This window comes from Defluviimonas sp. D31, from assembly GCF_033436765.1.
In the GTDB taxonomy this organism is placed as follows: domain Bacteria; phylum Pseudomonadota; class Alphaproteobacteria; order Rhodobacterales; family Rhodobacteraceae; genus Albidovulum.
This window is the reverse complement of sequence record NZ_JAWQFN010000014.1, coordinates 24,855-46,870: the sequence shown is the minus strand read 5'-3', so window position 1 is coordinate 46,870 and position 22,016 is coordinate 24,855. Positions and strand designations below refer to the sequence as shown.

Annotated in this window: 22 protein-coding genes; 16 read left to right on the top strand and 6 right to left on the bottom strand. The window is 68.3% G+C overall.

Going from position 1 to position 22,016, the window contains the following annotated elements:
* The first annotated feature begins 1 nt into the window (after position 1).
* From R5H32_RS18305 to R5H32_RS18285, 5 genes are all read left to right on the top strand, one after another.
* Positions 2-1,981, top strand: coding sequence for an FAD-dependent oxidoreductase (locus R5H32_RS18305; RefSeq protein WP_318340135.1), 1,980 nt, complete (start codon positions 2-4; stop codon positions 1,979-1,981).
* A gap of 209 nt (positions 1,982-2,190) precedes the next feature.
* Positions 2,191-2,661: an SsrA-binding protein SmpB gene (smpB, locus tag R5H32_RS18300; RefSeq protein WP_318340140.1), complete on the top strand. Its 471-nt coding sequence runs from the start codon at positions 2,191-2,193 to the stop codon at positions 2,659-2,661.
* 136 nt (positions 2,662-2,797) lie between these two features.
* Complete coding sequence (locus tag R5H32_RS18295) at positions 2,798-3,079, top strand: hypothetical protein (RefSeq protein ID WP_318340134.1); 282 nt, start codon at positions 2,798-2,800, stop codon at positions 3,077-3,079.
* A gap of 107 nt (positions 3,080-3,186) precedes the next feature.
* Positions 3,187-4,038: a 3-mercaptopyruvate sulfurtransferase gene (gene sseA / locus R5H32_RS18290; protein WP_318340133.1), complete on the top strand. Its 852-nt coding sequence runs from the start codon at positions 3,187-3,189 to the stop codon at positions 4,036-4,038.
* Positions 4,039-4,051: 13 nt separating this feature from the next.
* The gene (locus R5H32_RS18285; protein ID WP_318340132.1) at positions 4,052-5,233 is read left to right on the top strand and encodes an amino acid aminotransferase; all 1,182 of its coding nucleotides are present in this window, start codon (positions 4,052-4,054) and stop codon (positions 5,231-5,233) included.
* Positions 5,234-5,318: 85 nt separating this feature from the next.
* Here the strand turns inward: R5H32_RS18285 and R5H32_RS18280 are convergent, their stop codons facing one another.
* Both R5H32_RS18280 and R5H32_RS18275 read right to left on the bottom strand, forming a co-directional pair.
* Entirely contained in the window at positions 5,319-6,653 is a 1,335-nt protein-coding gene (locus R5H32_RS18280; RefSeq protein WP_318340131.1) for an ammonium transporter, read from the bottom strand.
* Positions 6,654-6,679: 26 nt separating this feature from the next.
* A complete protein-coding gene (locus R5H32_RS18275) occupies positions 6,680-7,018 on the bottom strand; it encodes a P-II family nitrogen regulator (protein ID WP_318340130.1) in 339 nt (112 codons plus the stop codon).
* Positions 7,019-7,272: 254 nt separating this feature from the next.
* Here R5H32_RS18275 and R5H32_RS18270 point away from each other — a divergent pair, with 254 nt between their 5' ends.
* Entirely contained in the window at positions 7,273-9,465 is a 2,193-nt protein-coding gene (locus R5H32_RS18270) for a PBP1A family penicillin-binding protein (RefSeq protein ID WP_318340129.1), read from the top strand.
* A 21-nt stretch (positions 9,466-9,486) separates the two neighbouring features.
* Here R5H32_RS18270 and R5H32_RS18265 read toward each other — a convergent pair whose 3' ends face one another.
* Together R5H32_RS18265 and R5H32_RS18260 are read right to left on the bottom strand one after the other, a co-directional pair.
* Entirely contained in the window at positions 9,487-10,092 is a 606-nt protein-coding gene (locus R5H32_RS18265) for an ABC transporter substrate-binding protein (RefSeq protein WP_318340128.1), read from the bottom strand.
* Positions 10,082-10,837 carry a VacJ family lipoprotein gene (locus tag R5H32_RS18260; RefSeq protein WP_318340127.1) on the bottom strand — a complete coding sequence of 252 codons (756 nt, stop codon included), beginning with the start codon at positions 10,835-10,837 and terminating at the stop codon, positions 10,082-10,084. The genes R5H32_RS18265 and R5H32_RS18260 overlap by 11 nt, the downstream gene beginning before the upstream one ends.
* Positions 10,838-11,041: 204 nt before the next feature.
* On the opposite strand from R5H32_RS18260, the gene R5H32_RS18255 reads away from it, so the two are divergent.
* The 5 genes from R5H32_RS18255 (at position 11,042) to R5H32_RS18235 (ending at position 14,592) form a co-directional block, all read left to right on the top strand.
* A complete protein-coding gene (locus R5H32_RS18255) occupies positions 11,042-11,506 on the top strand; it encodes a RidA family protein (RefSeq protein ID WP_318340126.1) in 465 nt (154 codons plus the stop codon).
* Positions 11,506-12,285 (top strand): glycerophosphodiester phosphodiesterase family protein, encoded by a 780-nt coding sequence (locus R5H32_RS18250; protein WP_318340125.1) that lies wholly within the window; start codon positions 11,506-11,508, stop codon positions 12,283-12,285. The genes R5H32_RS18255 and R5H32_RS18250 overlap by 1 nt, the downstream gene beginning before the upstream one ends.
* Before the next feature lie 49 nt (positions 12,286-12,334).
* Positions 12,335-13,513, top strand: a complete 1,179-nt coding sequence (locus R5H32_RS18245; protein WP_318340124.1) for a GNAT family N-acetyltransferase — start codon at positions 12,335-12,337, stop codon at positions 13,511-13,513.
* 97 nt (positions 13,514-13,610) lie between these two features.
* Positions 13,611-14,225, top strand: coding sequence for a glutathione S-transferase family protein (locus tag R5H32_RS18240; RefSeq protein ID WP_318340123.1), 615 nt, complete (start codon positions 13,611-13,613; stop codon positions 14,223-14,225).
* A 4-nt stretch (positions 14,226-14,229) separates the two neighbouring features.
* Positions 14,230-14,592: a 4a-hydroxytetrahydrobiopterin dehydratase gene (locus tag R5H32_RS18235; RefSeq protein WP_318340122.1), complete on the top strand. Its 363-nt coding sequence runs from the start codon at positions 14,230-14,232 to the stop codon at positions 14,590-14,592.
* A gap of 3 nt (positions 14,593-14,595) precedes the next feature.
* Here R5H32_RS18235 and R5H32_RS18230 read toward each other — a convergent pair whose 3' ends face one another.
* Entirely contained in the window at positions 14,596-15,078 is a 483-nt protein-coding gene (locus R5H32_RS18230) for a peroxiredoxin (protein WP_318340121.1), read from the bottom strand.
* 2 nt (positions 15,079-15,080) lie between these two features.
* On the bottom strand, positions 15,081-15,566 hold the full coding sequence (locus R5H32_RS18225; protein ID WP_264773116.1) for a peroxiredoxin: 486 nt from the start codon (positions 15,564-15,566) through the stop codon (positions 15,081-15,083).
* 79 nt (positions 15,567-15,645) lie between these two features.
* Here R5H32_RS18225 and R5H32_RS18220 point away from each other — a divergent pair, with 79 nt between their 5' ends.
* The 5 genes from R5H32_RS18220 (at position 15,646) to R5H32_RS18200 (ending at position 22,014) form a co-directional block, all read left to right on the top strand.
* Positions 15,646-16,848 carry an NAD(P)/FAD-dependent oxidoreductase gene (locus R5H32_RS18220; protein WP_318340120.1) on the top strand — a complete coding sequence of 401 codons (1,203 nt, stop codon included), beginning with the start codon at positions 15,646-15,648 and terminating at the stop codon, positions 16,846-16,848.
* Positions 16,849-17,412, top strand: coding sequence for a 16S rRNA (guanine(966)-N(2))-methyltransferase RsmD (gene rsmD, locus R5H32_RS18215; protein ID WP_318340119.1), 564 nt, complete (start codon positions 16,849-16,851; stop codon positions 17,410-17,412). It abuts the gene before it with no gap.
* A 121-nt stretch (positions 17,413-17,533) separates the two neighbouring features.
* Entirely contained in the window at positions 17,534-18,523 is a 990-nt protein-coding gene (locus tag R5H32_RS18210; protein ID WP_318340118.1) for a LysR family transcriptional regulator, read from the top strand.
* Positions 18,524-18,650: 127 nt separating this feature from the next.
* Positions 18,651-21,071, top strand: a complete 2,421-nt coding sequence (locus R5H32_RS18205; protein WP_318340117.1) for an FAD-dependent oxidoreductase — start codon at positions 18,651-18,653, stop codon at positions 21,069-21,071.
* Positions 21,064-22,014: a GlxA family transcriptional regulator gene (locus tag R5H32_RS18200; protein ID WP_318340116.1), complete on the top strand. Its 951-nt coding sequence runs from the start codon at positions 21,064-21,066 to the stop codon at positions 22,012-22,014. The genes R5H32_RS18205 and R5H32_RS18200 overlap by 8 nt, the downstream gene beginning before the upstream one ends.
* The last annotated feature ends 2 nt before the right edge of the window (positions 22,015-22,016 follow it).

The following is a 22,016-nucleotide window of genomic DNA, read 5'->3' as shown; positions in this document are numbered from 1 at the left end:
CGTGACCACCGCCCATCCCCGCCTCATGTCCCCGATCGAGCTTCGGGGACATACGCTTCGCAACCGCATCGTCTTCGGTGCCCATACCGCGAACATGAGCGTCGAGGGCCTGCCCGGAGAGCGGTTCGGGGCCTATCTCCTCGAACGCGCGCTCGGCGGCGCGGCGATGATCGTCGCCGAGCCGATGCCGGTGCACCGCACCGGGGTCCTCACCCGCGGCAACTTCCGCCACGGCACCGACGATGTGATCCCGCATTTCCGCAAAGTGACCGAGCCGGTGAAGGAGGCGGGCGCCGTCCTCCTCCAGCAGCTCTACCATGTCGGCTCGCACGGCGATTCCGACCTCAGCTTCTCGCCCCACTGGGGGCCGTCCGGGGGGCCGAGCTATCACGACTCGGACGGCTCGCATGCGATGACCGAGGCCGAGATCGAGGAACTGATCGAGGCCCATATCGCCGCCGCTGTCCGCTGCCAGAAGGGCGGTTTCCAGGGCGTCGAGGTCTGGGGTGCCTATCACTCGCTTCTCGACCAGTTCTGGACCCCCTGGTCGAACAAGCGCACCGACAAGTGGGGCGGGAGCCTCGAGAACCGCACCCGCATGTCGCGGACGATCATCGAGGGCATCCGGAAGCGCTGCGGCGAGGATTTCATCATCGGCCTCGCCATCTCCACGTCCGACGCCTACGACGTGACGCTTCAGGGCGAGGCTTTGGCCGAGGTCGTGGCGGCGCATGACGCGACGGGGCATATCGACTATGTCACCTGCGGTCACGGCGGCTATCTCGACTTCCAGCGGCTGATGCCGACCTTCCTTTACGGCGAGAAGCTGACCGCTCCCTTAACCGAGGAGCTGAAGAAGATCGTCAAGCACGCCAAGGTCACCTCGGAGGCGCATATCCGCACGCCCGAGAATGCCGAGGCGGTAATCGCCTCCGGCCAGGCCGACATGGTCTCGATCGTGCGCGGACAGATCGCCGACCCGCATCTGGCGCGCAAGACCTTCGAGGGCCGGGCCGAGGACGTGCGCGGCTGCATCTCTTGCAACCAGATGTGCTGGGGCCGGCGCTCGCGCGACTACTGGATCTCCTGCCTCATAAACCCCTCGGCGGGGCGCGAGTTCGAATGGGGCGGCGACCGTTTCACGCCGGCCGGGAAACCCCGCCGCATCGTGGTTGTCGGCGCCGGTCCGGCCGGGCTCGAGGCGGCGCGGGTCGCGGCCGAACGCGGGCACAGGGTCGATATCTTCGAGGCCCAGCCCCGCATCGGCGGCCAGTTCCGGCTCGCCGGCGAACAGCCGCGCCGGGCGCAGATCCTTGAGCTGATGGACTGGTACGAACGCCAGTTCGAGAAGCTGCAGGTCCGGCTCCACCTCAATGCCTATGCCGAGGCCGAGGATATCCGCGCGCTGAACCCCGATGTCGTGGTGCTGGCGACCGGCTCGCTGCCGGACGAGGACGGCTTCCAGAGATGGATGCCCGGCGCCGACCGGCTTCCCGGCATCGACAGGGGCAATGTCTGGTCACCCGAGGACGTGATGCGCCGCGAGGCGAAGCTCGGGGATCACGTCATCCTTTATGACGAGGGCGGCAACTGGCGCGGCCTCGGCACCGCCTGGGCGATGGCCGAGCGGGGCCTGAAGGTGACGATCGTCACGCCCGAGCCCTTCATCGGCAAGGAACTCGCCCGTACCTCGTCGGACATCCCGCTCCGCCCGCGGCTGGCGCAGCTTGGCGTGACGTTCCTCACCGAACACCTGATCGCCGAATGGCACGGGAGCGGGGCAACGGTCCGCAACATGCTCACCGGCAGCGACATGAGGCTCGACGCCTCGGCGCTCGTCATGTCGACGACGAACCGCGCCTTCGATCCGCTGTCGGGCGACCTCGCCGGGATCGAGACCCACCTCATCGGCGACGCCGCGGCGCCCCGGCAGGCGCCCTATGCCTTCCATGAGGGCCGCAAGACCGGCCTGAAGCTGTAACCTCGGCGCCGGCGGGCAAGGATGCCCGCCGGCGCTCTGGACTTGGCCCTCGCGCTCGCCTATCTCGGGCGGATCATGGCCGAGAAATCAGACCCCAACTACAAGGTGATCGCCGAGAACCGCCGCGCGCGGTTCGNCGGCGCCGGCGGGCAAGGAGGCCCGCCGGCGCTCTGGACTTGGCCCTCGCGCTCGCCTATCTCGGGCGGATCATGGCCGAGAAATCAGACCCCAACTACAAGGTGATCGCCGAGAACCGCCGCGCGCGGTTCGACTATTTCATCGAGAGCGATCTCGAGGTCGGCATCGTGCTGACCGGGTCGGAGGTGAAGTCGCTCCGCACCGGCCAGTCGAACATCGCCGACAGCTATGCCTCGGTCGAGGGTGGTGAGCTCTGGCTGATCAACGGCTATATCGCGCCCTACAAGCAGGCCGGCATCTTCGGCCACGAGGAGCGGCGGCGGCGCAAGCTCCTGGTGTCGCGCAAGGAACTGGGGCGGCTCTGGCAGGCGGTGGGGCGCGAGGGCATGACGCTGGTGCCGCTGGTGATGTACTTCAATCACAAGGGAATCGTGAAGCTGAAGATCGGCATCGCCAAGGGCAAGAAGCAGGCCGACAAGCGCGCGACCGAGGCCAAGCGCGACTGGGGCCGGCAGAAGCAGCGGCTCCTGAAGCAGGGGTGACGCCGGGTCATTCGGCTCGGGCTGCGCACCGGTATTGTTGCCAAATCAGAGACATGAGACGCTATAGAGCACCGGACGGCCCCCGGCCGCAGCCGCCGGTACTCGTATTGGCGGTCTTACGAAAAGGTGTGTTTTCATGGAACAATTGATCATCAGCCTCCTTTCGGGCGCCGCCGGAGGCAACATAGCGGGCAAGCTCCTTCGCAACCTCGATTTGGGCCTCCTCGGAAACTCGCTTGCCGGAATCCTCGGCGGCGGCCTGGGCAGCCAGATCCTCGGCGCGCTTTTCGGCGGTGGCGGGGAGGCGGCTGCGGGGCTCGATATTGGCTCGATCATCTCCTCGGTCGCGTCGGGCGGCGTCGGCGGCGGGGTCCTTATGGCGCTCATCGGCGTCGTGAAGAGCATGATGGCGAAGTGACAGATTGCGGAGCGGGACCCGAGGTCCCGCCCGCTTTCCCTCATGCACCCTTGCGTCCCCCCGCCGCTGCCGGTTATTGCAGTTTTGTCAGATTTTTGGGGATGGCCATGGCAACGGACGATCCGAAGACGCTTGTTTCCACAGACTGGCTCGAGACACATCTGAAGGATCCCGACCTCAGGATCCTCGATGCGTCCTGGTACCTGCCCGACATGGGGCGCGACGCGAAGGCGGATTACGCCGCCGCCCACATTCCCGGCGCGCGGTTCTTCGACATCGACGACATCTCCGACCACCGCTCGCAGCTGCCGCACATGGCGCCGCCGCCGGAAAAGTTCATCTCGCGCCTGAGGGCGATGGGCGTGGGCGACGGCCACCAGGTCGTGGTCTACGACGGGGCGGGGCTCTTCTCGGCGGCGCGGGTCTGGTGGACCTTCCGTCTGATGGGCAAGACCGATGTCGCGGTGCTCGACGGCGGCTTCCCGAAATGGCAGTCCGAGGGACGCCCGATCGAGGACATGCCGCCGGTGCTCCGTGACCGCCACATCACCACGAGCCGTCAGGCGCATCTTGTGAAGGACGTGACCCAGGTCGCCGCCGCGGCCAAGCTCCGCGACCACGAGATCATCGACGCCCGCAGCGCGCCGCGCTTCCGCGGCGAAGAGGAAGAGCCGCGGCCGGGTCTCAGGTCCGGGCATATCCCGAATTCGAAGAACGTGCCGTATCGCGCGGTCCTGAACGGCGACGGCACGATGCTGGCGCCCGAGGCGCTGCGCAGCGTGTTCGAGACCGCCGGCGTCGACCTCTCGAAACCCGCGATCACCACCTGCGGTTCGGGCGTCACCGCCGCGATCCTGAGCCTCGCGATGGAGCGGATGGGCAAGCGCGACCACGCGCTCTATGACGGATCCTGGGCGGAATGGGGAATGTACGGCGATCTGAAGGTCGCCAAGGGCTGACAGGAGTATCGCCATGCTGGGCACTCTCAAACCGCAACCCGCGGACAAGATTCTGCAACTTATCGGCCAGTTCAAGGCCGATCCCCGGACCGACAAGATCGACCTCGGCGTCGGCGTCTACAAGGACGCGACCGGGCTCACGCCGGTGATGCGCGCGGTGAAGGCCGCCGAGAAGCAGCTCTGGGAGGTCGAGAAGACCAAGACCTATACCGGCCTCGCGGGCGAGCCGGAATACAATGCCGCGATGGCCAGGCTCGTCCTCGGGGACGCGGCCGCGGCCGACCGCATCTCCTCGGTCGCCACACCGGGCGGCACCGGCGCCTGCCGGCAGGCCTTCGAACTGATCCGGATGGCGAATCCCGAGGCGAGCGTCTGGGTCTCCGACCCGACCTGGCCCAACCACCTCTCGATCCTGAAATATCTCGGGATGAAGGTGGAACCCTACCGCTATTTCGACGGCGACACGCGGGCGGTCGACTTCGAGGCGATGCTGGCCGACCTTGCCGCCGCGAAGCCCGGCGACGTCGTGCTGCTGCACGGCTGCTGCCACAACCCGACCGGGGCGAACCTGACCCTGCCGCAGTGGCAGGCGGTGGCCGAGCTGCTGGAAAAGACCGGCGCGGTGCCGATGATCGACATCGCCTACCAGGGCTTCGGCGACGGGCTCGAGGAGGACGCGGCCGGGGTACGGCTGATCGCGTCGCGGCGGCCCGAGGTGCTGATCGCCGCCTCCTGCTCGAAGAATTTCGGCATCTACCGCGAACGCACCGGCGCGCTGATCGCGCTGTCGGAGCCGGCGAATCGCGAGGTGACGCAAGGCACGCTCGCTTTCCTCAACCGGCAGAACTACTCCTTCCCGCCCGACCACGGCGCGCGGCTGGTGACGATGATCCTCACCGACGCAGCGCTCCGCGCCGACTGGCAGGCGGAACTCGAGGAGGTGCGGCGCGGCATGCTCGGCCTGCGCGAGCAGCTGGCGAAGGAACTGCAGACGCTCTCCGGCTCCGACCGCTTCGGCTTCATCGCCGAGCATCGCGGCATGTTCTCGCGCCTCGGTGCGAGCCCCGATCAGGTGGAGCGGCTGAAGACCGAGCACGGGATCTACATGGTGGGCGATTCGCGGCTCAACATCGCTGGTCTGAACAAGACGACCGTGCCGATCCTCGCCCGCGCCATCCTCGACGTCGGCATCTGATCGCGGGGCGACACGGCGGCAGGACGTTCGAGGGAAGAAAAAGGCGGGGCACATGCCCCGCCTTTCGCTTTTCCTGCGCCGAGGCTCAGGCGTGGTAGGCGCTCTCGCCATGCGCGGTGAGGTCGAGCCCCCGGCGCTCGTCGTCGCCGTCGACCCGGAGCCCGATGGTCTTGTCGACGAGGAGATAGAGTACCGCCGAGGCGAGGCCGCACCAGAGGATGGTGATCGCGACCGCCTGGATCTGGATCCAGGTCTGCGCGGCGATCGCATAGTCCTCGCCGCCGGTCCCGCCGAGGCCCGGCGCGGTGAAGATGCCGGTGCCGATGGCGCCGACGATGCCGCCGATCCCGTGGATGCCGAAGACATCGAGGCTGTCATCATAGCCGAACTTGTTCTTGACCACCGCGACGAAGAAGTAGCAGACGGCCGAGGCGATTGCGCCGAGGACAATGGCGCCCACCGGGCCGACCGACCCCGCTGCCGGCGTCACCGCGACGAGACCGGCAATGAGGCCCGAGGCTGCGCCGAGAAGCGAGGCCTTGCCGCGCAATACCGCCTCGAGCCCGGCCCAGGCGAGGATCGCGCCCGCCGTCGCGGTGAAGGTGTTGATCATGGCGAGCGTCGCGCCGCCATTGGCCTCGAGGTTGGAGCCCGCGTTGAAGCCGAACCAGCCGACCCAGAGGATGCCCGCGCCGACAAGCGTCAGCGTCATCGAGTGCGGCGCCATCATGTCGCGCCCGTAGCCGACTCGCGGTCCGACGAAGAGCGCGCCGATCAGTGCCGCTACGCCTGCGTTGATATGAACGACCGTGCCGCCGGCGAAGTCGAGCGCCCCCATGTTGAAGATCAGCCCGGCGCCGTCCCAGACCATGTGGGCGACCGGGAAGTAGACCACCGTCACCCAGAGCGCCGAGAACAGCATCACGGCCCCGAACCTGATGCGCTCGGCGAAGGCGCCGACGATCAGCGCCGGGGTGATCGCCGCGAAGGTCATCTGGAAGGCGATGAAGACATATTCCGGGATCACCACGCCGTCGGTGAAGGTCGCGGCCATGCTGTCGGGCGTCACGCCGGCGAGGAAGAGCTTGCCGAAGCCGCCGAAGAACGGTCCGGTTCCGCCGCCGAAGGCGAAGGAGTAGCCGTAGACCACCCAGATCACCATCACCATCGCGGTGACCATGGTGCACTGCATCAGCACCGAGAGCATGTTCTTCGACCGCACCAGCCCGCCGTAGAAGAGCGCCAGGCCCGGCAGGATCATGAACAGCACCAGGAGCGTCGACACCATCATCCAGGCGACGTCGCCCTTGTCCATGACCGGCGCGACCTCTGCCGCAGTTTCTGCCGCCGCCTCCTGCGCTGCCGCGGGCAGCGCGGCGAATCCGGCCGCGAGCGCGGCCCATCCAGCAAATTTCGTCATTCCGTTCCCCATTTCCATATGCCGACTCACAGCGCGTCCTCCCCGGTTTCCCCGGTCCGGACGCGCAAGGCGTCCTGAAGGTCGAGGACGAAGATCTTGCCGTCGCCGATCTTGTCGGTCCGAGCGATGCGGGCGATGGTGTCGACGACGTCATCGGCCAGCGCCGCGCTGACCGCGACCTCGATCTTCACCTTGGGCACGAAGTTCACGGCGTATTCGGCACCGCGATAGATCTCGGTATGGCCGGACTGCGTGCCGAAGCCCTTGATTTCACTTACCATCATGCCCCGGACGCCGATCGCGGTCAGCGCCTCGCGCACCTCGTCGAGCTTGTAGGGCTTAATTGCCGCTATGATGTATTTCACGTCGCGTTCCTCGCAAAACCAGCCCCCAGAGCGGGCCTCGGGGTCGAGCCAAGACGCTGCGCTGCAGCATTTCAAGGAATGCAGCGGCGGCAAGGGCCGAAAATCCGGGGATACGCACATCTTTCGCACGTTTTCTGCCGATTGCCTGTTTTTTGGGCAGATGACGAAGCGAAACGTGAACGTGAACGGCTCCACATTCCCGGCGCGTGCCTGTATGGTCCCGACCGGAAAAGCAGGCATCGGGTTCGACATCAATGAGCAGATCGGGCGGCAAGAAACCCCCCATGGTCGCCGAGAGGCGCTATTCGCAGGGCGCGGCGCCGAAGTCGAAGCCGGCCCGGAAGCCGGCGCGCAAGCCGAAGGCGGCACGGCCGCGCCGGGCGGCGAGAGGGTCGAGCTGGCCGGTCCGGCTGGTGACCGGGCTCGCCGGGCTGATCTGGCGCGTGGTCTGGGGCATCGGCTGGCGCGTCGGCGCGGTGGTCGCGATTCTCGTCGGCCTCGCGACGCTCTATTTCTACGCGCAGCTGCCGCCGCTCGAGCAGCTGATCGACGCCCGCACGCGCGGTTCGGTCACGATGCTCGACCGTGACGGCAAGGTCTTCGCCTGGCGCGGCGAGACCTTCGGCGGCACGATCACCGCCGACACCGTGTCGCCGCATCTCAAGAACGCGATCGTCGCGACCGAGGACAAGCGGTTCTACCGCCATCTCGGCGTCAGCCCGCGCGGCATCGCCAGCGCGATCCGCATCAACCTCGCGGAGGGGCGGGGGCCGCTCGAGGGCAACGGCGGTTCGACGATCACCCAGCAGGTCGCGAAGCTCCTCTGCCTCGGCGTCGCCTATGACCCGGCGACCTGGAAGTCCGAGAGCGACTACGAGGCCGATTGCCGCCGCGGCAGCCTCGTGCGCAAGATCAAGGAAGTCCCGTATTCGCTGGCGCTCGAGGCCAAGTACGGCAAGGACGATGTCCTCACGCTCTACATCAACCGCGCCTATCTCGGCGCCGGCGCGCGCGGCTTCGAGGCGGCGAGCCAGCGCTATTTCGGCAAGTCGGCGAACGAGGTCAACCCGAGCGAGGCGGCGATGCTCGCCGGTCTTCTGAAGGCGCCCTCCTACTACGCGCCGACCAACGATCTCGGCCGGGCGCAGGAGCGCGCGGCGTTGATCCTCGGGCTAATGCACGACCAGGGCTATATCACCGACACCCAGTATGCCGAGGCCCAGGCCACTCCGGCGCGGCTGTCGCAGGCGGCCGAGGCCCGCGCCGGCGGCTATTTCGCCGACTGGGTGATGGAATCCGGTCCGGGCTTCCTGACCCAGGACACGACCGAGGACGTGATCGTGCGCACCACGCTCGACCAGCGGATGCAGACGGCGGCGGAGGACGCACTGGCCTTTGTCTTCGATACCAAGGTCAAGGAAGGGTCGCAGGCCCAGGCGGCGATCGTGGTGATGTCCGCTGACGGCGCGGTGCGGGCGATGGTCGGCGGGCGCAAGACCAAGGTCAACGGCGCGTTCAACCGGGCGATCCAGGCCAAGCGCCAGGTCGGCTCCACCTTCAAGCCCTTCGTCTATGCCGCGGCACTCGACATGGGCTACACGATGAACTCGATCGTCGAGGACGCGCCGATCACGCTTCACGTCAAGGGCTCGGGCGAGTGGTCGCCCAAGAATTATACGCCGGACTTTCGCGGCCCCATCACGCTGACCGACGCGCTGGCGAACTCGATCAACACCGCGACGGTACGGGTCAGCCAGTGGGTTGGGCTCGAGGCGGTGCGCCAGGTGGCTGAGTATTTCGGGCTCGCCTCCGACCTCGCGGCCGGGCCGGCGGTGGCGCTGGGCGCGTCGGAATCGACGCTTCTGGAGATGACCGGGGCCTATGCCGGGATCCTGAACGGCGGATCCTCGGTCAGGCCCTACGGACTGACCGAGCTGCGCATCCAGGGCGACGACACCGCGCTCATGGGCCAGGAGGGCGGCATGGGTGAACGCGTGATCTCGGAGGAGGCGGCGCGCCAGCTGACCTACATGATGACCCAGGTGATCGAGCGCGGCACCGGCGGTCGGGCGCGGCTCCCGGACCGCGACGCTGCCGGAAAGACCGGCACGACGTCGGACTACCGCGACGCGTGGTTTATCGGCTTCACCGCCGACTACGTCGCCGGGGTCTGGATGGGCAACGACGACAACTCGCCGCTCACCGGCGTGACCGGCGGCGGATTGCCGGCCGAGATCTGGCACGAGGTGATGCTGCGCATCCACGAGGGCTTGCCGCCCGGGGCGCTGCCGATGATCCGGCCCGAGCAGCTGCCTCCCCCGGCCTGGTCGGGACAGACGCAGCAGAGCGGCGGGTTTGCCCAGCAGGGCCAGCAACCGCGGCAGGATCCGGTCGAGAATGTCATCAGGGATGTTCTTGGCGCGATTCTCGGCGGCGGCCGGAACTGATCCCGGCCGGCGCCGGGCGGTTCAGCCCGCCCGCGTCAGGTCGGCGGTCAGGGCGCCGATATCGCCCCCGCGGCGGTCGAGCATCGCGCCGATCTCGGTGCGCTCGGCTGCGAGCATGTTCACGCCCTCGATGATGATGTTGAAAAAGCGCTCGCGGCCGGACTTGTCGAAGACGTGCCAGTCGACCCGGAACGGCGCCTGACCGCGCAGATGCGCAACCGTGCGCACCTCGTAGAAGCTCTTCAGCGGCCGCGCGTCCGTGACCTCGATCCTTCCGCCGATGAACTCGCGGAAGCGGCGTCCGTACTTGCGCGCCATGTAGCCCTGGAAGGCCTTGATATAGGCCGACATCTGCGCCTTGCTGGCGCGCCGCCCGGCCGGGCCGAGGGCGCTCTGGGCGATGTAGCGGACATCGGCATGGCGCACGAAGATCGCCTCGAAGGAGCGCAGCATCGCGCTTTCGGACTTGCCGGAGTTGATCACGCCGTTGACCTCGCCCACGACCTGGTCGACCAGCGCCCGTGCCTGGCCGACGGTAAGCGCCCCCGCCGTGCCCGGCAGGCTGGCCAGCGCGAGGCCCGCGGGAAGCGTTGCGAGCAGGTGGCGGCGGGTGATGTCACTGGCCATAGGGATCCTCGTAGGGGTCGATGACGTCGGTTTCGATGCCAAGCTCGAAGCGGCGGTTCTGCAGGTGGATGAGCCGCATCTGCGCGTAGCTGTCCGCGCTTTCATATAGGATCGAGTCGATGGTCTCGCCATAGAGCTGGCGGTCGGCAACCATTCCGCCCACGCGCGCGGCGACGATGTAGTAGGCCTCCGGCGCGCCGACGAGGATGCTGATCGGGTCGACGAAGAGGTCGGCGAACCAGCCGATCGCGTCGCGCTCCGTCGTCGGGCCGGCGATGGGCACGACCAGATAGGCCCCCTCCGGCGCGCCCCAGACATGCAGCGTCTCGCCGAAATCGGTGCTCTCGGCATGGATGCCCATTGCGGTCGCCGGGTCCAGAAGGCCGCCGACGCCGATCGTGGTGTTGATCGCGAACCGCAGCGCGTTCTGCAATGCCGGCCCGGGGCGCACCTGCAGCACGCTGTTCACCGCCGAGCCGGGCATGTCGAGGTTGCTCGCGAAGTTGCTGAGCGAGGTCGCGACCGGCTCCGGCAGGAAGGGCTTCCTGCCGGGCTTGCCGCCGCCGAAGAGCGCCCGGTCCATCGCCAGGTTCTCCTCGTGCACTGCCCGGTTCTGCGCCTCGTGGGGGTCGTTGAACTCCACGCCGGGGGGCGGGGCGGAGCAGGCCGCGAGAAGCCAGGCTGCGGCGAGAACCGGTCCGAGCGACCGGCCGCGGATCGCAATATCAACGGAAGTGTTCGACATCTGCCCCTTACGCCCTCGCTATTGCGACGTTGCGTGACCCAGCCCCGATTCTAGGCTTAGAAGCCACGGCTGCCGGTGGCAAGCCGCAAGCGGCGCAGAAAGGTCCGGGCAGGTGTTTTGCGGTGACCGACCGCCGCGTCCGGGCTTTCGTTCGGCGCGCGCCGCGGGTAACTTCCGCCGAAACTGGAATCGGGAGATTGAGACATGGCCGGAAAGATCGACGCACGCCTGGCAGACCTTGGCATCACCCTGCCGGACGCCCCCGCGCCGGCGGCGAACTATGTGCCTTATGTGCAGACGGGCGACCTCGTCTTCGTCTCGGGCCAAATCAGCCAGGGCCCGGACGGCCTGATCAAGGGCAAGCTTGGCGCCGACATGGCGGTCGCCGACGGGGCCGAGGCCGCGCGGCGCTGCGGGCTCAGCCTTCTGGCGCAGGCCCGCGCCGCGCTCGGTGGCGATCTCGACCGGATCGTGCGGGTGGTCAAGCTCACCGGCTTCGTGAACTCGACGCCGGACTTCACCGACCAGCCGAAGGTGATCAACGGCTGCTCCGACCTCATGGTCGAGGTGCTCGGCGATGCCGGCCGCCACGCCCGCGCCGCGGTCTCGGCGCCGGCGCTGCCGCTCGGCGTCGCGGTCGAGATCGAGGCGATCTTCCAGGTCGCATGATGGCGCCGCAGCCGGTTCCGCTGCCCGCCGCCTTCCTGACCGCCCCCATCGCCCATCGCGGGCTTCACGACCGCAGCGCGGGCCGGCCGGAGAACTCTCCGGCCGCGTTCCGCGCGGCGCTTGCGGCGGGCGTCGGGATCGAGTGCGACATCCAGCCCTCGGCCGACGGCGTGCCGATGGTCTTCCACGACTACGACCTGCGCCGCCTGACCGGGGTGCCGGGCCGGGTCGGCAGCCGCACAGCGGCGGAGCTTGGCGCGCTGAAGCTCCTTGGCGGTGCCGATTGCGTGCCGACGCTTGCCGAGATGCTCGCGCTCGTCGCGGGCCGGGTGCCGCTTCTCATCGAGATCAAGGACCAGGACGGGGCGATGGGGCCCGATGTCGGTCCGCTGGAACGGGCGGTGGCCGAGGCGCTTCGCGACTATGCCGGTCCGGTGGCGCTGATGTCCTTCAACCCCCATTCCGTGGCCGCCCTCGCCGCGGCCGCGCCCGACCGGCCGCGCGGGCTCGTCACCTCCTCCTACACGGCGGCCGACTGGCCGCTTCTGCCCGCCGAAGTGCGCGACCGGCTGCGCGAGATTCCCGATTACGACCGGGTCGGCGCGAGCTTCATCTCGCACGAGGTCGCCGATCTCGGCCGCGACCGCGTGGCCGAGCTGAAGCAGGCGGGCGCGGTGGTGCTGTGCTGGACCGTGCGCTCGCCCGAGGCCGAGGCCAAGGCGCGCCGGGTCGCCGCAAACGTCACCTTCGAGGGCTACGCCGCGCCGGTTCCGGCTTGACGCGGGCGGGGGCGCCTCCCCAAGTCAAGGGGGAGGAACCCGCCCGCCCATGGACCAGAAAGCCGTCGAAATCACCGTCCTCTCCGGCCTCGGCGACATCGCCGCCGCCGATTGGGACGCCTGCGCCTGCCCCGAGGCGGCGGTGGGCCGGCCGCGCGACCCCTTCACCACGCACCGGTTCCTTTCCGCGCTCGAACGCTCGGGTTCGGTCGGAGCCGGGACCGGCTGGCAGCCGCACCACCTTGTCGCCCGCGTCGACGGAGAGGTCATCGCCGCGATGCCGCTCTATGCCAAGAGCCACAGCCAGGGCGAATACATCTTCGACCACGGCTGGGCCGATGCGCTCGAGCGGGCAGGGGGCCGCTACTACCCGAAACTGCAATCGGCGGTCCCCTTCACGCCCGTCACCGGCCGCCGCTACCTCACCCGCCCCGGCTGGGAAGGGGCGGGCCGCGCCGCGCTGACCCAGGCCTTGGTGCAGATCGCCGCCGACAACGCGCTCTCGTCGGCCCATGTCACCTTCTGCACCGCCGAGGAGGCCGAGGCGGGCCGCGCGATGGGGCTCTTGCACCGTGTCACCCAGCAGTTCCATTGGGAGAACCGCGCCTACGCCGATTTCGACGCCTTCCTCGGCCAGCTTTCCTCGCGCAAGCGCAAGGCGATCCGGCGCGAGCGGGCCGGCGCCGCGGCCTTCGGCGGCACCATCCGCCGGCTCAGCGGCGCGGCGATCCACCCCGAGCACTGGGACGCGTTCTGGGCCTTCTACCAGGACACCGGCAGCCGCAAATGGGGCCGCCCCTACCTGACCCGCGCCTTCTTCGACGAGATCCACGAGACGATGCGCGACGACGTCCTCCTGATCCTCGCCGAGCGCGACGGCCGCCCGGTCGCCGGGGCGCTGAACTTCCTCGGGGCCGACACGCTCTACGGCCGCTACTGGGGCGCGCTCGAGGATCACCCGTTCCTGCATTTCGAATGCTGCTACTATCAGGCGATCGACCACGCGATCGCCCAGGGCCTGGCCTGCGTCGAGGCCGGTGCGCAGGGCGAGCACAAGCTCGCGCGCGGCTACCTGCCGGTCGAGACCCACTCGCTGCACTGGATCGCCGAGCCCTCGTTCCGCGCCGCCGTCGCCCGCTACCTCGACGCCGAGCGCCACGCCGTCGGCAGCGAGATTGCGGCCCTCACCGACTACGGCCCCTTCCGCAAACCCCAGAGGGACGGCTGATCAGTTTCGTCCTCCCGAAAATATCCCCGCCGGAGGCATTGAAGTTTCTCGCCCCCGGCGGGAGTATTCCCGGCAAGATTGAAGGGAGTGCCACGCCATGGCCGCCGACCTCGTCCTCTATTCGAACCCGATGTCGCGCGGCCGGATCGCGCGCTGGATGCTGGAGGAGGTGGGCCAGCCCTACGAGGTGCGCTACCTCGATTACGGCGAGGCGATGAAGTCGCCGGAATATCTGGCGATCAACCCGATGGGAAAGGTGCCGGCGCTGGTCCACGGCGACCGGATCGTCACCGAATACGCCGCGATCTGCGCCTATCTCGCCGACGCTTTCCCCGAGGCCGGGCTCGCTCCGAAGGACCGCTCGTCCTACTACCGCTGGCTCTTCTTCGGGGCCGGGCCGTTCGAGGCGGCTGTGATCGCCAAGATCTGCGGCTGGATCGTGCCGGACGAGCAGCGCGGACGGGTCGGCTTCGGCCCGCTCGACACCGCGCTCGACGCGCTCGAACGCGCGGTGACCGATCATCCCTACCTGGCGGGCGACAGCTTCTCCGCCGCCGACGTCGCGACCGGATCGCAGATCGGCTTCGGGATGCACTTCGGCACGATCGAGAAGCGCCCCGCGCTCGAAGCCTACTGGGCGCGGATCAACGCGCGACCGGCCCTCGGACGCGCCAGTGCTGCCGACGACGCGGCGCGAAGCGAGAAGGAATGACATCATGGCAGAGCTTTTGACCGAAACCGAACGCAAGGCCGAACTGCCCGCGCTGGGCGATGCCGGCTGGGGCGCAGTCGAGAGCCGCGACGCGATCCGCAAGATCTGGAAATTCAAAAACTTTTCAGAAGCCTGGGGATTCATGTCGCGGGCCGCGCTTCAGGCCGAGAAGCTCAACCACCACCCGGAATGGTCGAACGTCTACAACGTCGTCGACGTGACGCTGACCACGCATGACTGCGGCGGGCTCTCGGCGCTCGACCTCACGCTCGCGAAGCGGATGGACAAGATCGCCGGCGCTGCGGAGGTGCAGCGCGACCATTCCGAGCCCGTCACATGCCTTTGCGAGATCCACGCCCGCAAGTAGGGCTCAGAGCTTCTCCAGCAGCGCCTCGCCGGTCGAAAGGCTGCATTGGCCGATCGGGTCAAGCTCGAAGGCGGTCACAACCCCGTCCTCCACCACCATCGCGTAGCGGCGCGAGCGGCCGAACATGCCGGCGGCGGGATTGTCGTAGGTGAGCCCCAGCGCGCGGGAGAAGGCGCCGTCGGCATCGGCCAGAAGCGTGATCCCCGCCGCCGTCGCGCCCGTGGTCTCGCCCCAGTAGCGCATCACATGGGCGTCGTTGACCGAAACGCAGATGATCTCCTCGACGCCTCTCGCGCGAAGCGCGGGGGCGCTGCGGATGAAGCCCGGCAGATGCGCCGAATCGCAGGTCGGCGTAAACGCCCCCGGCACCGCGAAGAGCACCACCTTGCGGCCCGCCAGACGCTCCGACAGGCGGACCGTCTCCGGTCCGCCCGCGCCGATCCTGAGAAGCTCTGCCTCCGGCAGGCGCCCGCCCGTGGCGATCACGCTCAGATCTCTGCCAGCAGGTGTTCGCCGGTCGAGATGTCGCAGACCCCCGGCTTGTCGACCCTCGCGGCGGTGATCACCCCGTCGTCGAGCACCAGCGCATAGCGGTTCGAGCGCCCGATCAGGCCGAGATGCGGTGCGGTGAACTCCATGCCGAGCGTCTTGGTGAAGCTGCCGTCGGCATCGCCCAGAAAGCTGATCCCCGCCGCCGTGGCACCGGTCGATTCGCCCCAGGCCTTGAGCACGAAGGGATCGTTGACGGCGATGCAGATGATCTCGTCCACGCCCTTCGCCCGGAAGGCGTCGGCGGTCTTGACGAAGCTCGGGATGTGAATGCCGGTGCAGGGGCCGGTATAAGCGCCGGGCAGTCCAAAAACCACGACTTTTCGGCCCTTCAGCCGCTCGGAAAGCTTAACCTCCCGCGGCCCCTCCGTGCCCATTTCCACGAATGTCGCCTCCGGCAGCCGGTCGCCCTTGGAAAGTGCCATTCTCTCATCCTCTCGCGTTGCGTTTTCCCGAACCCACGATATAGGCTCCCCGCGACCGGCGACCAGAGGGAGAATGGGCATGGGCGGGATCGTTATCATCGGCGCGGGCCAGGCCGGCGCCTCTCTGGCAGCAAAGCTGCGCGCCCTTGGCTATGACGGGGACGTCACGATGATCGGCGAGGAGCCGGCGCCGCCCTACCAGCGCCCGCCGCTGTCGAAGGGCTATCTCCTTGGCGACATGGAGCTGGAGCGGCTCTATCTCCGCGCGCCCGCCTTCTGGGAGGAGCACCGCATCACGCTGAAGCTCGGCGCGGCGGTGACCGCGATCGACCGCACCGCGAAGACGGTGCGGGTGAACGGCGAAACGATCTCCTACGACCAGCTCGCGCTGACCACCGGCTCGCGCCCAAGGCGGCTGCCGGCGTCGGTGGGCGGCGATCTGAAGGGCGTCTACACCGTCCGCACGCTCGCCGATGTCGACGCGATGGCCCCGGAATTCGAGGCCGGGCGCAAGCTCCTCATCGTCGGCGGCGGCTATATCGGGCTCGAGGCGGCGGCGGTGGGCGCCAAGCTGGGGCTTTCCGTCACGCTGATCGAGATGGCGCCGCGCATCCTCCAGCGCGTGGCCGCGCCCGAGACCTCGGACTATTTCCGCAAGACCCATGCCGACCACGGCGTGACGATCCTCGAGAACACCGGTCTCGACCGGCTGACGGGCGAGGGGCGGGTGTCCGGCGCGGTCCTCTCCGATGGCCGCGAGATCGCCGTCGACTTCGTCATCGTCGGCGTCGGCATCACGCCGCTCACGATCCTCGCCGAGGAGGCGGGGCTGGAGATCGACAACGGCATCCGCACCGACGAATTCGGCCGCACCTCCGATCCGGCGATCTGGGCGGCGGGCGACTGTGCCTCGTTCCCGCACCAGGGCGGGCGGATCCGGCTCGAAAGCGTCGGCAACGCCATCGACCAGGCCGAGATCGTGGCCGAGAACATGCTCGGCGCCGAAAAGCCCTATGCGGCCAAGCCGTGGTTCTGGTCCGATCAGTACGACGTCAAGCTTCAGATCGCCGGGCTCAATACCGGCTACGACCGGATCGTGACCCGGGGCGAGGGCGCCTCGGTCAGCTTCTGGTACTACAAGGGCGACAAGCTCCTCGCCATCGACTCGATGAACGACGCCCGCGCCTACATGATCGGAAAACGCCTGATCGAGGCGGGGAAGTCGCCCGATCCGGCGGTGATCGCGGACCCCGCTTCCGATCTCAAGGCGCTCCTGAAGTAGATGCGGATCATCGGCGGAGCGCGGCGCGGGCTGAAGCTCGCCGAGGTCGGCGCGGGCGATGCGGCGGCGCATCTCCGGCCGACCTCGGACCGGGTCCGCGAGGCGATCTTCAACCTCCTGATCAACGGTCCCTACGGCAATCCGGTCGAGGGCGCGCGGGTGCTAGACCTCTTCGCCGGGACCGGCGCGCTCGGGCTCGAGGCGCTCTCTCGCGGCGCGGCGCGGGCGGCTTTCGTCGATGAGGGCACAGCGGCGCGGGCGCTTTTGCGGCAGAACATCGAGAAGATGCAGGCGATGGGCGTCACCGATGTCTGGCGCCGCGACGCGACCCGGATGGGGCCGAACCGGGGGGCGGGCTACGACCTCGTGTTTCTTGACCCCCCCTATGGCAAGGGCATGGGCGAGGCGGCGCTCGCCTCCTGCATCGAGGGCGGCTGGCTCGCGCCCGGCGCGATCGTCGTATGGGAGGAGAGCGCCGCACCGGTCCCGCCCGAAGGGGTCGAGGTCCTTGACCAGCGCCGCTACGGTGACACCCTGATCACGATCCTCCGCACCCCGGCCTGACGCCGGGGAGAAGCGTCGCAAACAGGCGGCCAATTCCGAAATATTTCCGCTATGGCGCAGAATGCGGCCTTTGGCCGCCGTTCGAGCGAACGGATTCGGAAAACCTGAAAGGGCGCGTGCGATGGCCGATTCAATCAGCAAGGTGATCACGCTGCGCGGTCTGGAGGTTTTCGACGAACTCGCGCGCACGGGGTCGCTGCAGGAGACCGCCCGCAAGCTCGGCCTCAGCCCGCCGGCGGCCTCGCAGCAGCTGAGAAACCTCGAAGCCGCGCTGGGCGTCGATCTCGTCGATCACGGCCGCCGCCCGCTGGAGCCGACACGGGCGGGGCGCGCCTACCTCTCGCACGCCCGTGCCGCGCTCGCGCATCTGCGGCAGGGCGCGGCGGAGCTGTCGCTGATGGATCTCAGGCGGCTCCGCAGCCTCAGGCTCGGCATCATCGACGATTTCGACGGCGAGGTGACGCCGAAGCTCGCGGTCGCGCTCGCGGCGATGCTGACACCTTGCGATCTTTCGCTGCGGACCGCCCTGAGCCACACTATCCTCGCCGATGTCGCCGAGCGGCGGATCGACCTCGGTGTGGCGGCGCGCGCCCACGACCTGCCCGAGGGCGTGGTGGAGACGCCGCTCCTGCGCGACCCCTTCGTTCTCGCGGTTCCGCACGGCCGCCTTCCGGGACCGCCCGACTCGATCGCGGCGCTCGGGTCTCTGCCGTTCCTGCGCTACGAGAAGAGTCAGATCATCGGCCGGCAGATCGCCACCCATCTCGCGCGGTTGAAGCTGGCGCCGCAGGGGCGGATCGAGCTTGACAGCAACCAGGCGCTGTTCGGGCTCGTTGCGAATGGCGCGGGCTGGGCGATCACCACGCCGCTCGGCTATCTCCGGGCGCGGCGCTTCCACGGCCAGGTCGATCTCTATCCGCTGCCCTTCGCCGGATTTTCACGGGTGATCTCGCTCTTTCACAAGTCCGACTGGACCGACGAGGTCTCCGGCGTCATCGGCGGCACGCTGCGCGGCATCCTGCGCCGGCAGGTGGTGGAGCCGGGCGTGTCGGCGCTGCCCTGGCTCGAAGGCGGGCTCGCGCTCCTGCCGACCGAACCGGCGCCGGACTGATCGGGCAGAGCGGGAGTTTCGGTTTCCCCGACCCGCCGAAACCGTTTTTCGAAATCGGGCCGCGCCGGATTGACCGGAGGCCGGGGTTCCGCGCTCATGCTCCAAAGACTGCAATCGGAGGCGCGCCATGAAGACCCAGACCCGTGTCGTCGTGATCGGCGGCGGCATCGCCGGATGCTCGACGCTTTATCATCTGACGCAGGAGGGCTGGACCGATGTCGTCCTCGTCGAGCGCAACGAGCTGACCTCGGGCACGACCTGGCATTCGGCCGCACAGGTGACGAACTTCGGCATGACCCAGACGATGGTCGGGCTGAAAAGCCACTCGATCCGGCTCTACAAGGAACTGGCCGAGGATCCGGAGTACCCCATCAACTACCACCATGCCGACGGCGGCATCCGACTGGCCAATACCGAGCGGGTGATGGAGGGCTATCGCCATTTCGCGAGCATGGCCAAGGGCATGGGCGTCGATTTTGAAGTGATCGACGGCGAAGAATGCGCCCGCCGACATCCGCTGATCTCGACCGACAACCTCATCGGCGGGCTCTGGGACCCCTTGGACGGCGACATCGACCCCGCCCAGCTTTGCCAGGCGCTCGCGCGCCGTGCGCGCAAGGCCGGTGCCGAGGTCTACCGCAACACCCCCGTCATCGGGCTCACGCAGCATCAGGACGACAGTTGGACCGTGCACACCACTCACGGGGACATTGCTTGCGAGATCGTCGTGAATGCCTGCGGCTACCGCGTCAACGAGGTCGGCGCGATGATGGGGGTGCACCACCCGGTCGCCTCGATGGAGCACCAGTACTTCCTGACCGAGGAGATCCCGGCGATCCGCGAGGCGGGCCACCGGATGCCGCTCCTGCGCTGCCCGATCAGCGACTACTACTGCCGGCAGGAGAAGTTCGGGCTCCTGGTCGGGTTCTACGAACAGGGCTGCAAGACCTGGGGCATGGACGGAATCGACCCGAACTTCGTCAACGCGCTCTGCCCCGATGACCTCGATCGCGTGACCGACGTGCTGGAAGGCGCCTTCGCGCGGATGCCCGCGCTGACCGAGGTCGGCATCCACACCGTCGTCAACGGCCCGATCACCTACACGATCGACGGCGCGCCGCTGGTCGGCCCGATCCCCGGCAAGCGCAACGCCTTCTGCATCATCGGGCTCCGCGCCGGGCTTGGCGAGGGCGGCGGCCACGGCTGGCTTCTGGCGCAGCAGATCGTCCACGGCGAGGCCTGCTACGACACCTGGGTCATCGACCCGCGCCGCTTCACCGGGCACGCCAACGTGGAGCTGACCGCGCTGAAGGCGGTGGAGGACTACCAGAACGAGTTCCGCTTCCACTTCCCGCACGAACACCGCCCCGCCGGGCGGCCGATGAAGACCACGCCGCTCACCCCGATCCTCGCCGCCGAGGGCGCCGAGTTCGGAACCGTGAACGGCTGGGAGCGGGTGGCCTACATCAAGCCCGCGCCCGACTTCCACGAGACCCATTCGTTCCGCTTCACCGAGGCCTTCGACGTCGTTGCCGCCGAGGTCAAGGCCGTGCAGGAAGGCGTGGGCCTCACCGAGGTCAACGGCTTCAACCGGATCGAGATCACCGGTCCGGGTGCGCGCGACTGGCTCGACCGGATGGTCTGCGGGCGGATTCCGCGCAACGAGGGCAAGGTCGGGCTCGGGTATCTCCTGAACCACCACGGCATGGTCAAGGCCGAGGCGACGCTCGCCAATCTCGACGAGGGTACGATCTGGTACGGCTCGGCCGCCGCGTCGGTATATCACGACATGGACTGGCTCACGGCGCATCTGCCGAAGGACGGCAGCGTGAGGCTCCGCTCGCTCACCAATGACTGGACGATCCTCGTCCTCGCCGGGCCAAGGGCGCGCGACGTGCTTCAGGCCGCCTCGCGCGGCGACTGGTCGGCGGCGGCGTTCCCCTGGCTTTCGACCCGCCGCGCCTTCGTCGGCATCGCGCCGGCCGTCGTCATGTCGGTCAGCTTCTCGGGCGAGCTTGCCTACGAGATCCACGTCCCCAATGCCTCGCTCTATGCCGCGTATCTCGCGCTGCGGCGCGCGGGCGAGGCGCACGGGCTGAGGCTCTTCGGCTCCTACGCGGTGGAATCGATGCGGCTTGAAAAGGGCTACCTGCACTGGAAGGCCGACCTCGTGACCGAATTCACCCCGTTCGAGACCGGCCTCGACCGTTTCGTGGCGATGGGGAAGCCGGATTTCACCGGCAAGCCGGCGCTGGAGCGGATGGTCGCGGCCGGTGCGCGGCGGGCCTTCGTGAGCCTCGTGCTCGACTGCACCCACGCGCCCGCGCATGGCGGGGACAGCATCATCCACGAGGGCCGCGTCGTCGGCACCGTCACCTCGGCGGGGTGGGGGCATCGCATCGGCAGGAACATCGCCATGGGCTTCGTCGAGCCGGGCTTCGCCGCGCCCGGAACCCGGCTCTCGGTCGAGGTGATCGGCGCGCCGGTCGCGGCCGAGGTGGTGGAGGGCTGCCTCTACGATCCCGAAAACGTCCGCGTCCGTGCCTGATCCGCTTCGCACGGAAATACTCATCGCGCCGGGGTTCGTTCCGACCGAACTGGCCGCGGCGCTCGACTGCCTGCGCATCGCGAACCGCGTTTCAGGGCGCGAGCATTTCAAGTGGGCGATCGTCTCCGCCAATGGGAAAAGCAGCGTCACGTCGCTTGGAGGCATGGAGGTGACGGCGGTCCCGGTCGCGAAAGCGGCGACCTCGCCCGACCTTCTGATCATTCCGGGCGGAAGCGGAATTTCCGATTGCCTGCGGGACGTTCTGCCGCGACTGCACCGGGTGAACCATCGCGGCGGCTGCGCGCTCGCGATGTCGGATGCCGCGCGGGCACTGCTGGTCGCCGGAATGACCGAGCGCGCGGCCGTTCATTGGGAAACACGCGCCGTTCTGGAAGAAGAAGGCCTTGCCCCGAACTGCGTGCCGGTCATCTTCCTCCGAGAGGGCAAGCTTGTCACCAGCGCGGGCATGGCGTCGGCCTATGACGCGCTGATCACCCTGATCGCGGAGTTCTGTTCGCCACAGGTCGCCGGAACCGTGGCGCGGATTTTGCTGCTCGAACGCTTTCGGATCGGAAGCGCCGAACAGCCTCAAGGTGTCAGCAACATGCCCAACCTGCCGGACGGGCCGCTGCGGGCCGCGCTGGCGCTCATGGAGATGAACACCGAAGAGCCGATCTCGACCCATACGATCGCGCGCAGCATCAAGGTCTCGACCCGGCAGATGGAGCGCCTGTTCGCCCGGTACCTCGGAACATCGCCCAACAAGTACTATCGCCAGATCCGGCTTCACAAGGCGCGCATCCTGATCGAAGGGAGCAAGCTCTCGCTAAGTCAGGTCGCCCTGGCCTGCGGCTTCGAGTCCCATTCGCATTTCTCGCGCGTCTTCAAGAACCGCTATGGCGTCACCCCCTTCGACGTGCGTTCGCGACTTCTGCACCAGTAACG

Excerpts from the sequence above, each read along its gene's own strand:
- smpB (WP_318340140.1), top strand. The coding sequence starts at position 2,191 with ATGGCCGAGAAATCAGACCCCAACTACAAGGTGATCGCCGAGAACCGC.
- R5H32_RS18295 (WP_318340134.1), top strand. The coding sequence starts at position 2,798 with ATGGAACAATTGATCATCAGCCTCCTTTCGGGCGCCGCCGGAGGCAAC.
- sseA (WP_318340133.1), top strand. The coding sequence starts at position 3,187 with ATGGCAACGGACGATCCGAAGACGCTTGTTTCCACAGACTGGCTCGAG.
- R5H32_RS18285 (WP_318340132.1), top strand. The coding sequence starts at position 4,052 with ATGCTGGGCACTCTCAAACCGCAACCCGCGGACAAGATTCTGCAACTT.
- R5H32_RS18280 (WP_318340131.1), bottom strand. The coding sequence starts at position 6,653 with ATGACGAAATTTGCTGGATGGGCCGCGCTCGCGGCCGGATTCGCCGCG.
- R5H32_RS18270 (WP_318340129.1), top strand. The coding sequence starts at position 7,273 with ATGAGCAGATCGGGCGGCAAGAAACCCCCCATGGTCGCCGAGAGGCGC.
- R5H32_RS18265 (WP_318340128.1), bottom strand. The coding sequence starts at position 10,092 with ATGGCCAGTGACATCACCCGCCGCCACCTGCTCGCAACGCTTCCCGCG.
- R5H32_RS18260 (WP_318340127.1), bottom strand. The coding sequence starts at position 10,837 with ATGTCGAACACTTCCGTTGATATTGCGATCCGCGGCCGGTCGCTCGGA.
- R5H32_RS18255 (WP_318340126.1), top strand. The coding sequence starts at position 11,042 with ATGGCCGGAAAGATCGACGCACGCCTGGCAGACCTTGGCATCACCCTG.
- R5H32_RS18250 (WP_318340125.1), top strand. The coding sequence starts at position 11,506 with ATGGCGCCGCAGCCGGTTCCGCTGCCCGCCGCCTTCCTGACCGCCCCC.
- R5H32_RS18245 (WP_318340124.1), top strand. The coding sequence starts at position 12,335 with ATGGACCAGAAAGCCGTCGAAATCACCGTCCTCTCCGGCCTCGGCGAC.
- R5H32_RS18240 (WP_318340123.1), top strand. The coding sequence starts at position 13,611 with ATGGCCGCCGACCTCGTCCTCTATTCGAACCCGATGTCGCGCGGCCGG.
- R5H32_RS18235 (WP_318340122.1), top strand. The coding sequence starts at position 14,230 with ATGGCAGAGCTTTTGACCGAAACCGAACGCAAGGCCGAACTGCCCGCG.
- R5H32_RS18225 (WP_264773116.1), bottom strand. The coding sequence starts at position 15,566 with ATGGCACTTTCCAAGGGCGACCGGCTGCCGGAGGCGACATTCGTGGAA.
- R5H32_RS18220 (WP_318340120.1), top strand. The coding sequence starts at position 15,646 with ATGGGCGGGATCGTTATCATCGGCGCGGGCCAGGCCGGCGCCTCTCTG.
- rsmD (WP_318340119.1), top strand. The coding sequence starts at position 16,849 with ATGCGGATCATCGGCGGAGCGCGGCGCGGGCTGAAGCTCGCCGAGGTC.
- R5H32_RS18210 (WP_318340118.1), top strand. The coding sequence starts at position 17,534 with ATGGCCGATTCAATCAGCAAGGTGATCACGCTGCGCGGTCTGGAGGTT.
- R5H32_RS18205 (WP_318340117.1), top strand. The coding sequence starts at position 18,651 with ATGAAGACCCAGACCCGTGTCGTCGTGATCGGCGGCGGCATCGCCGGA.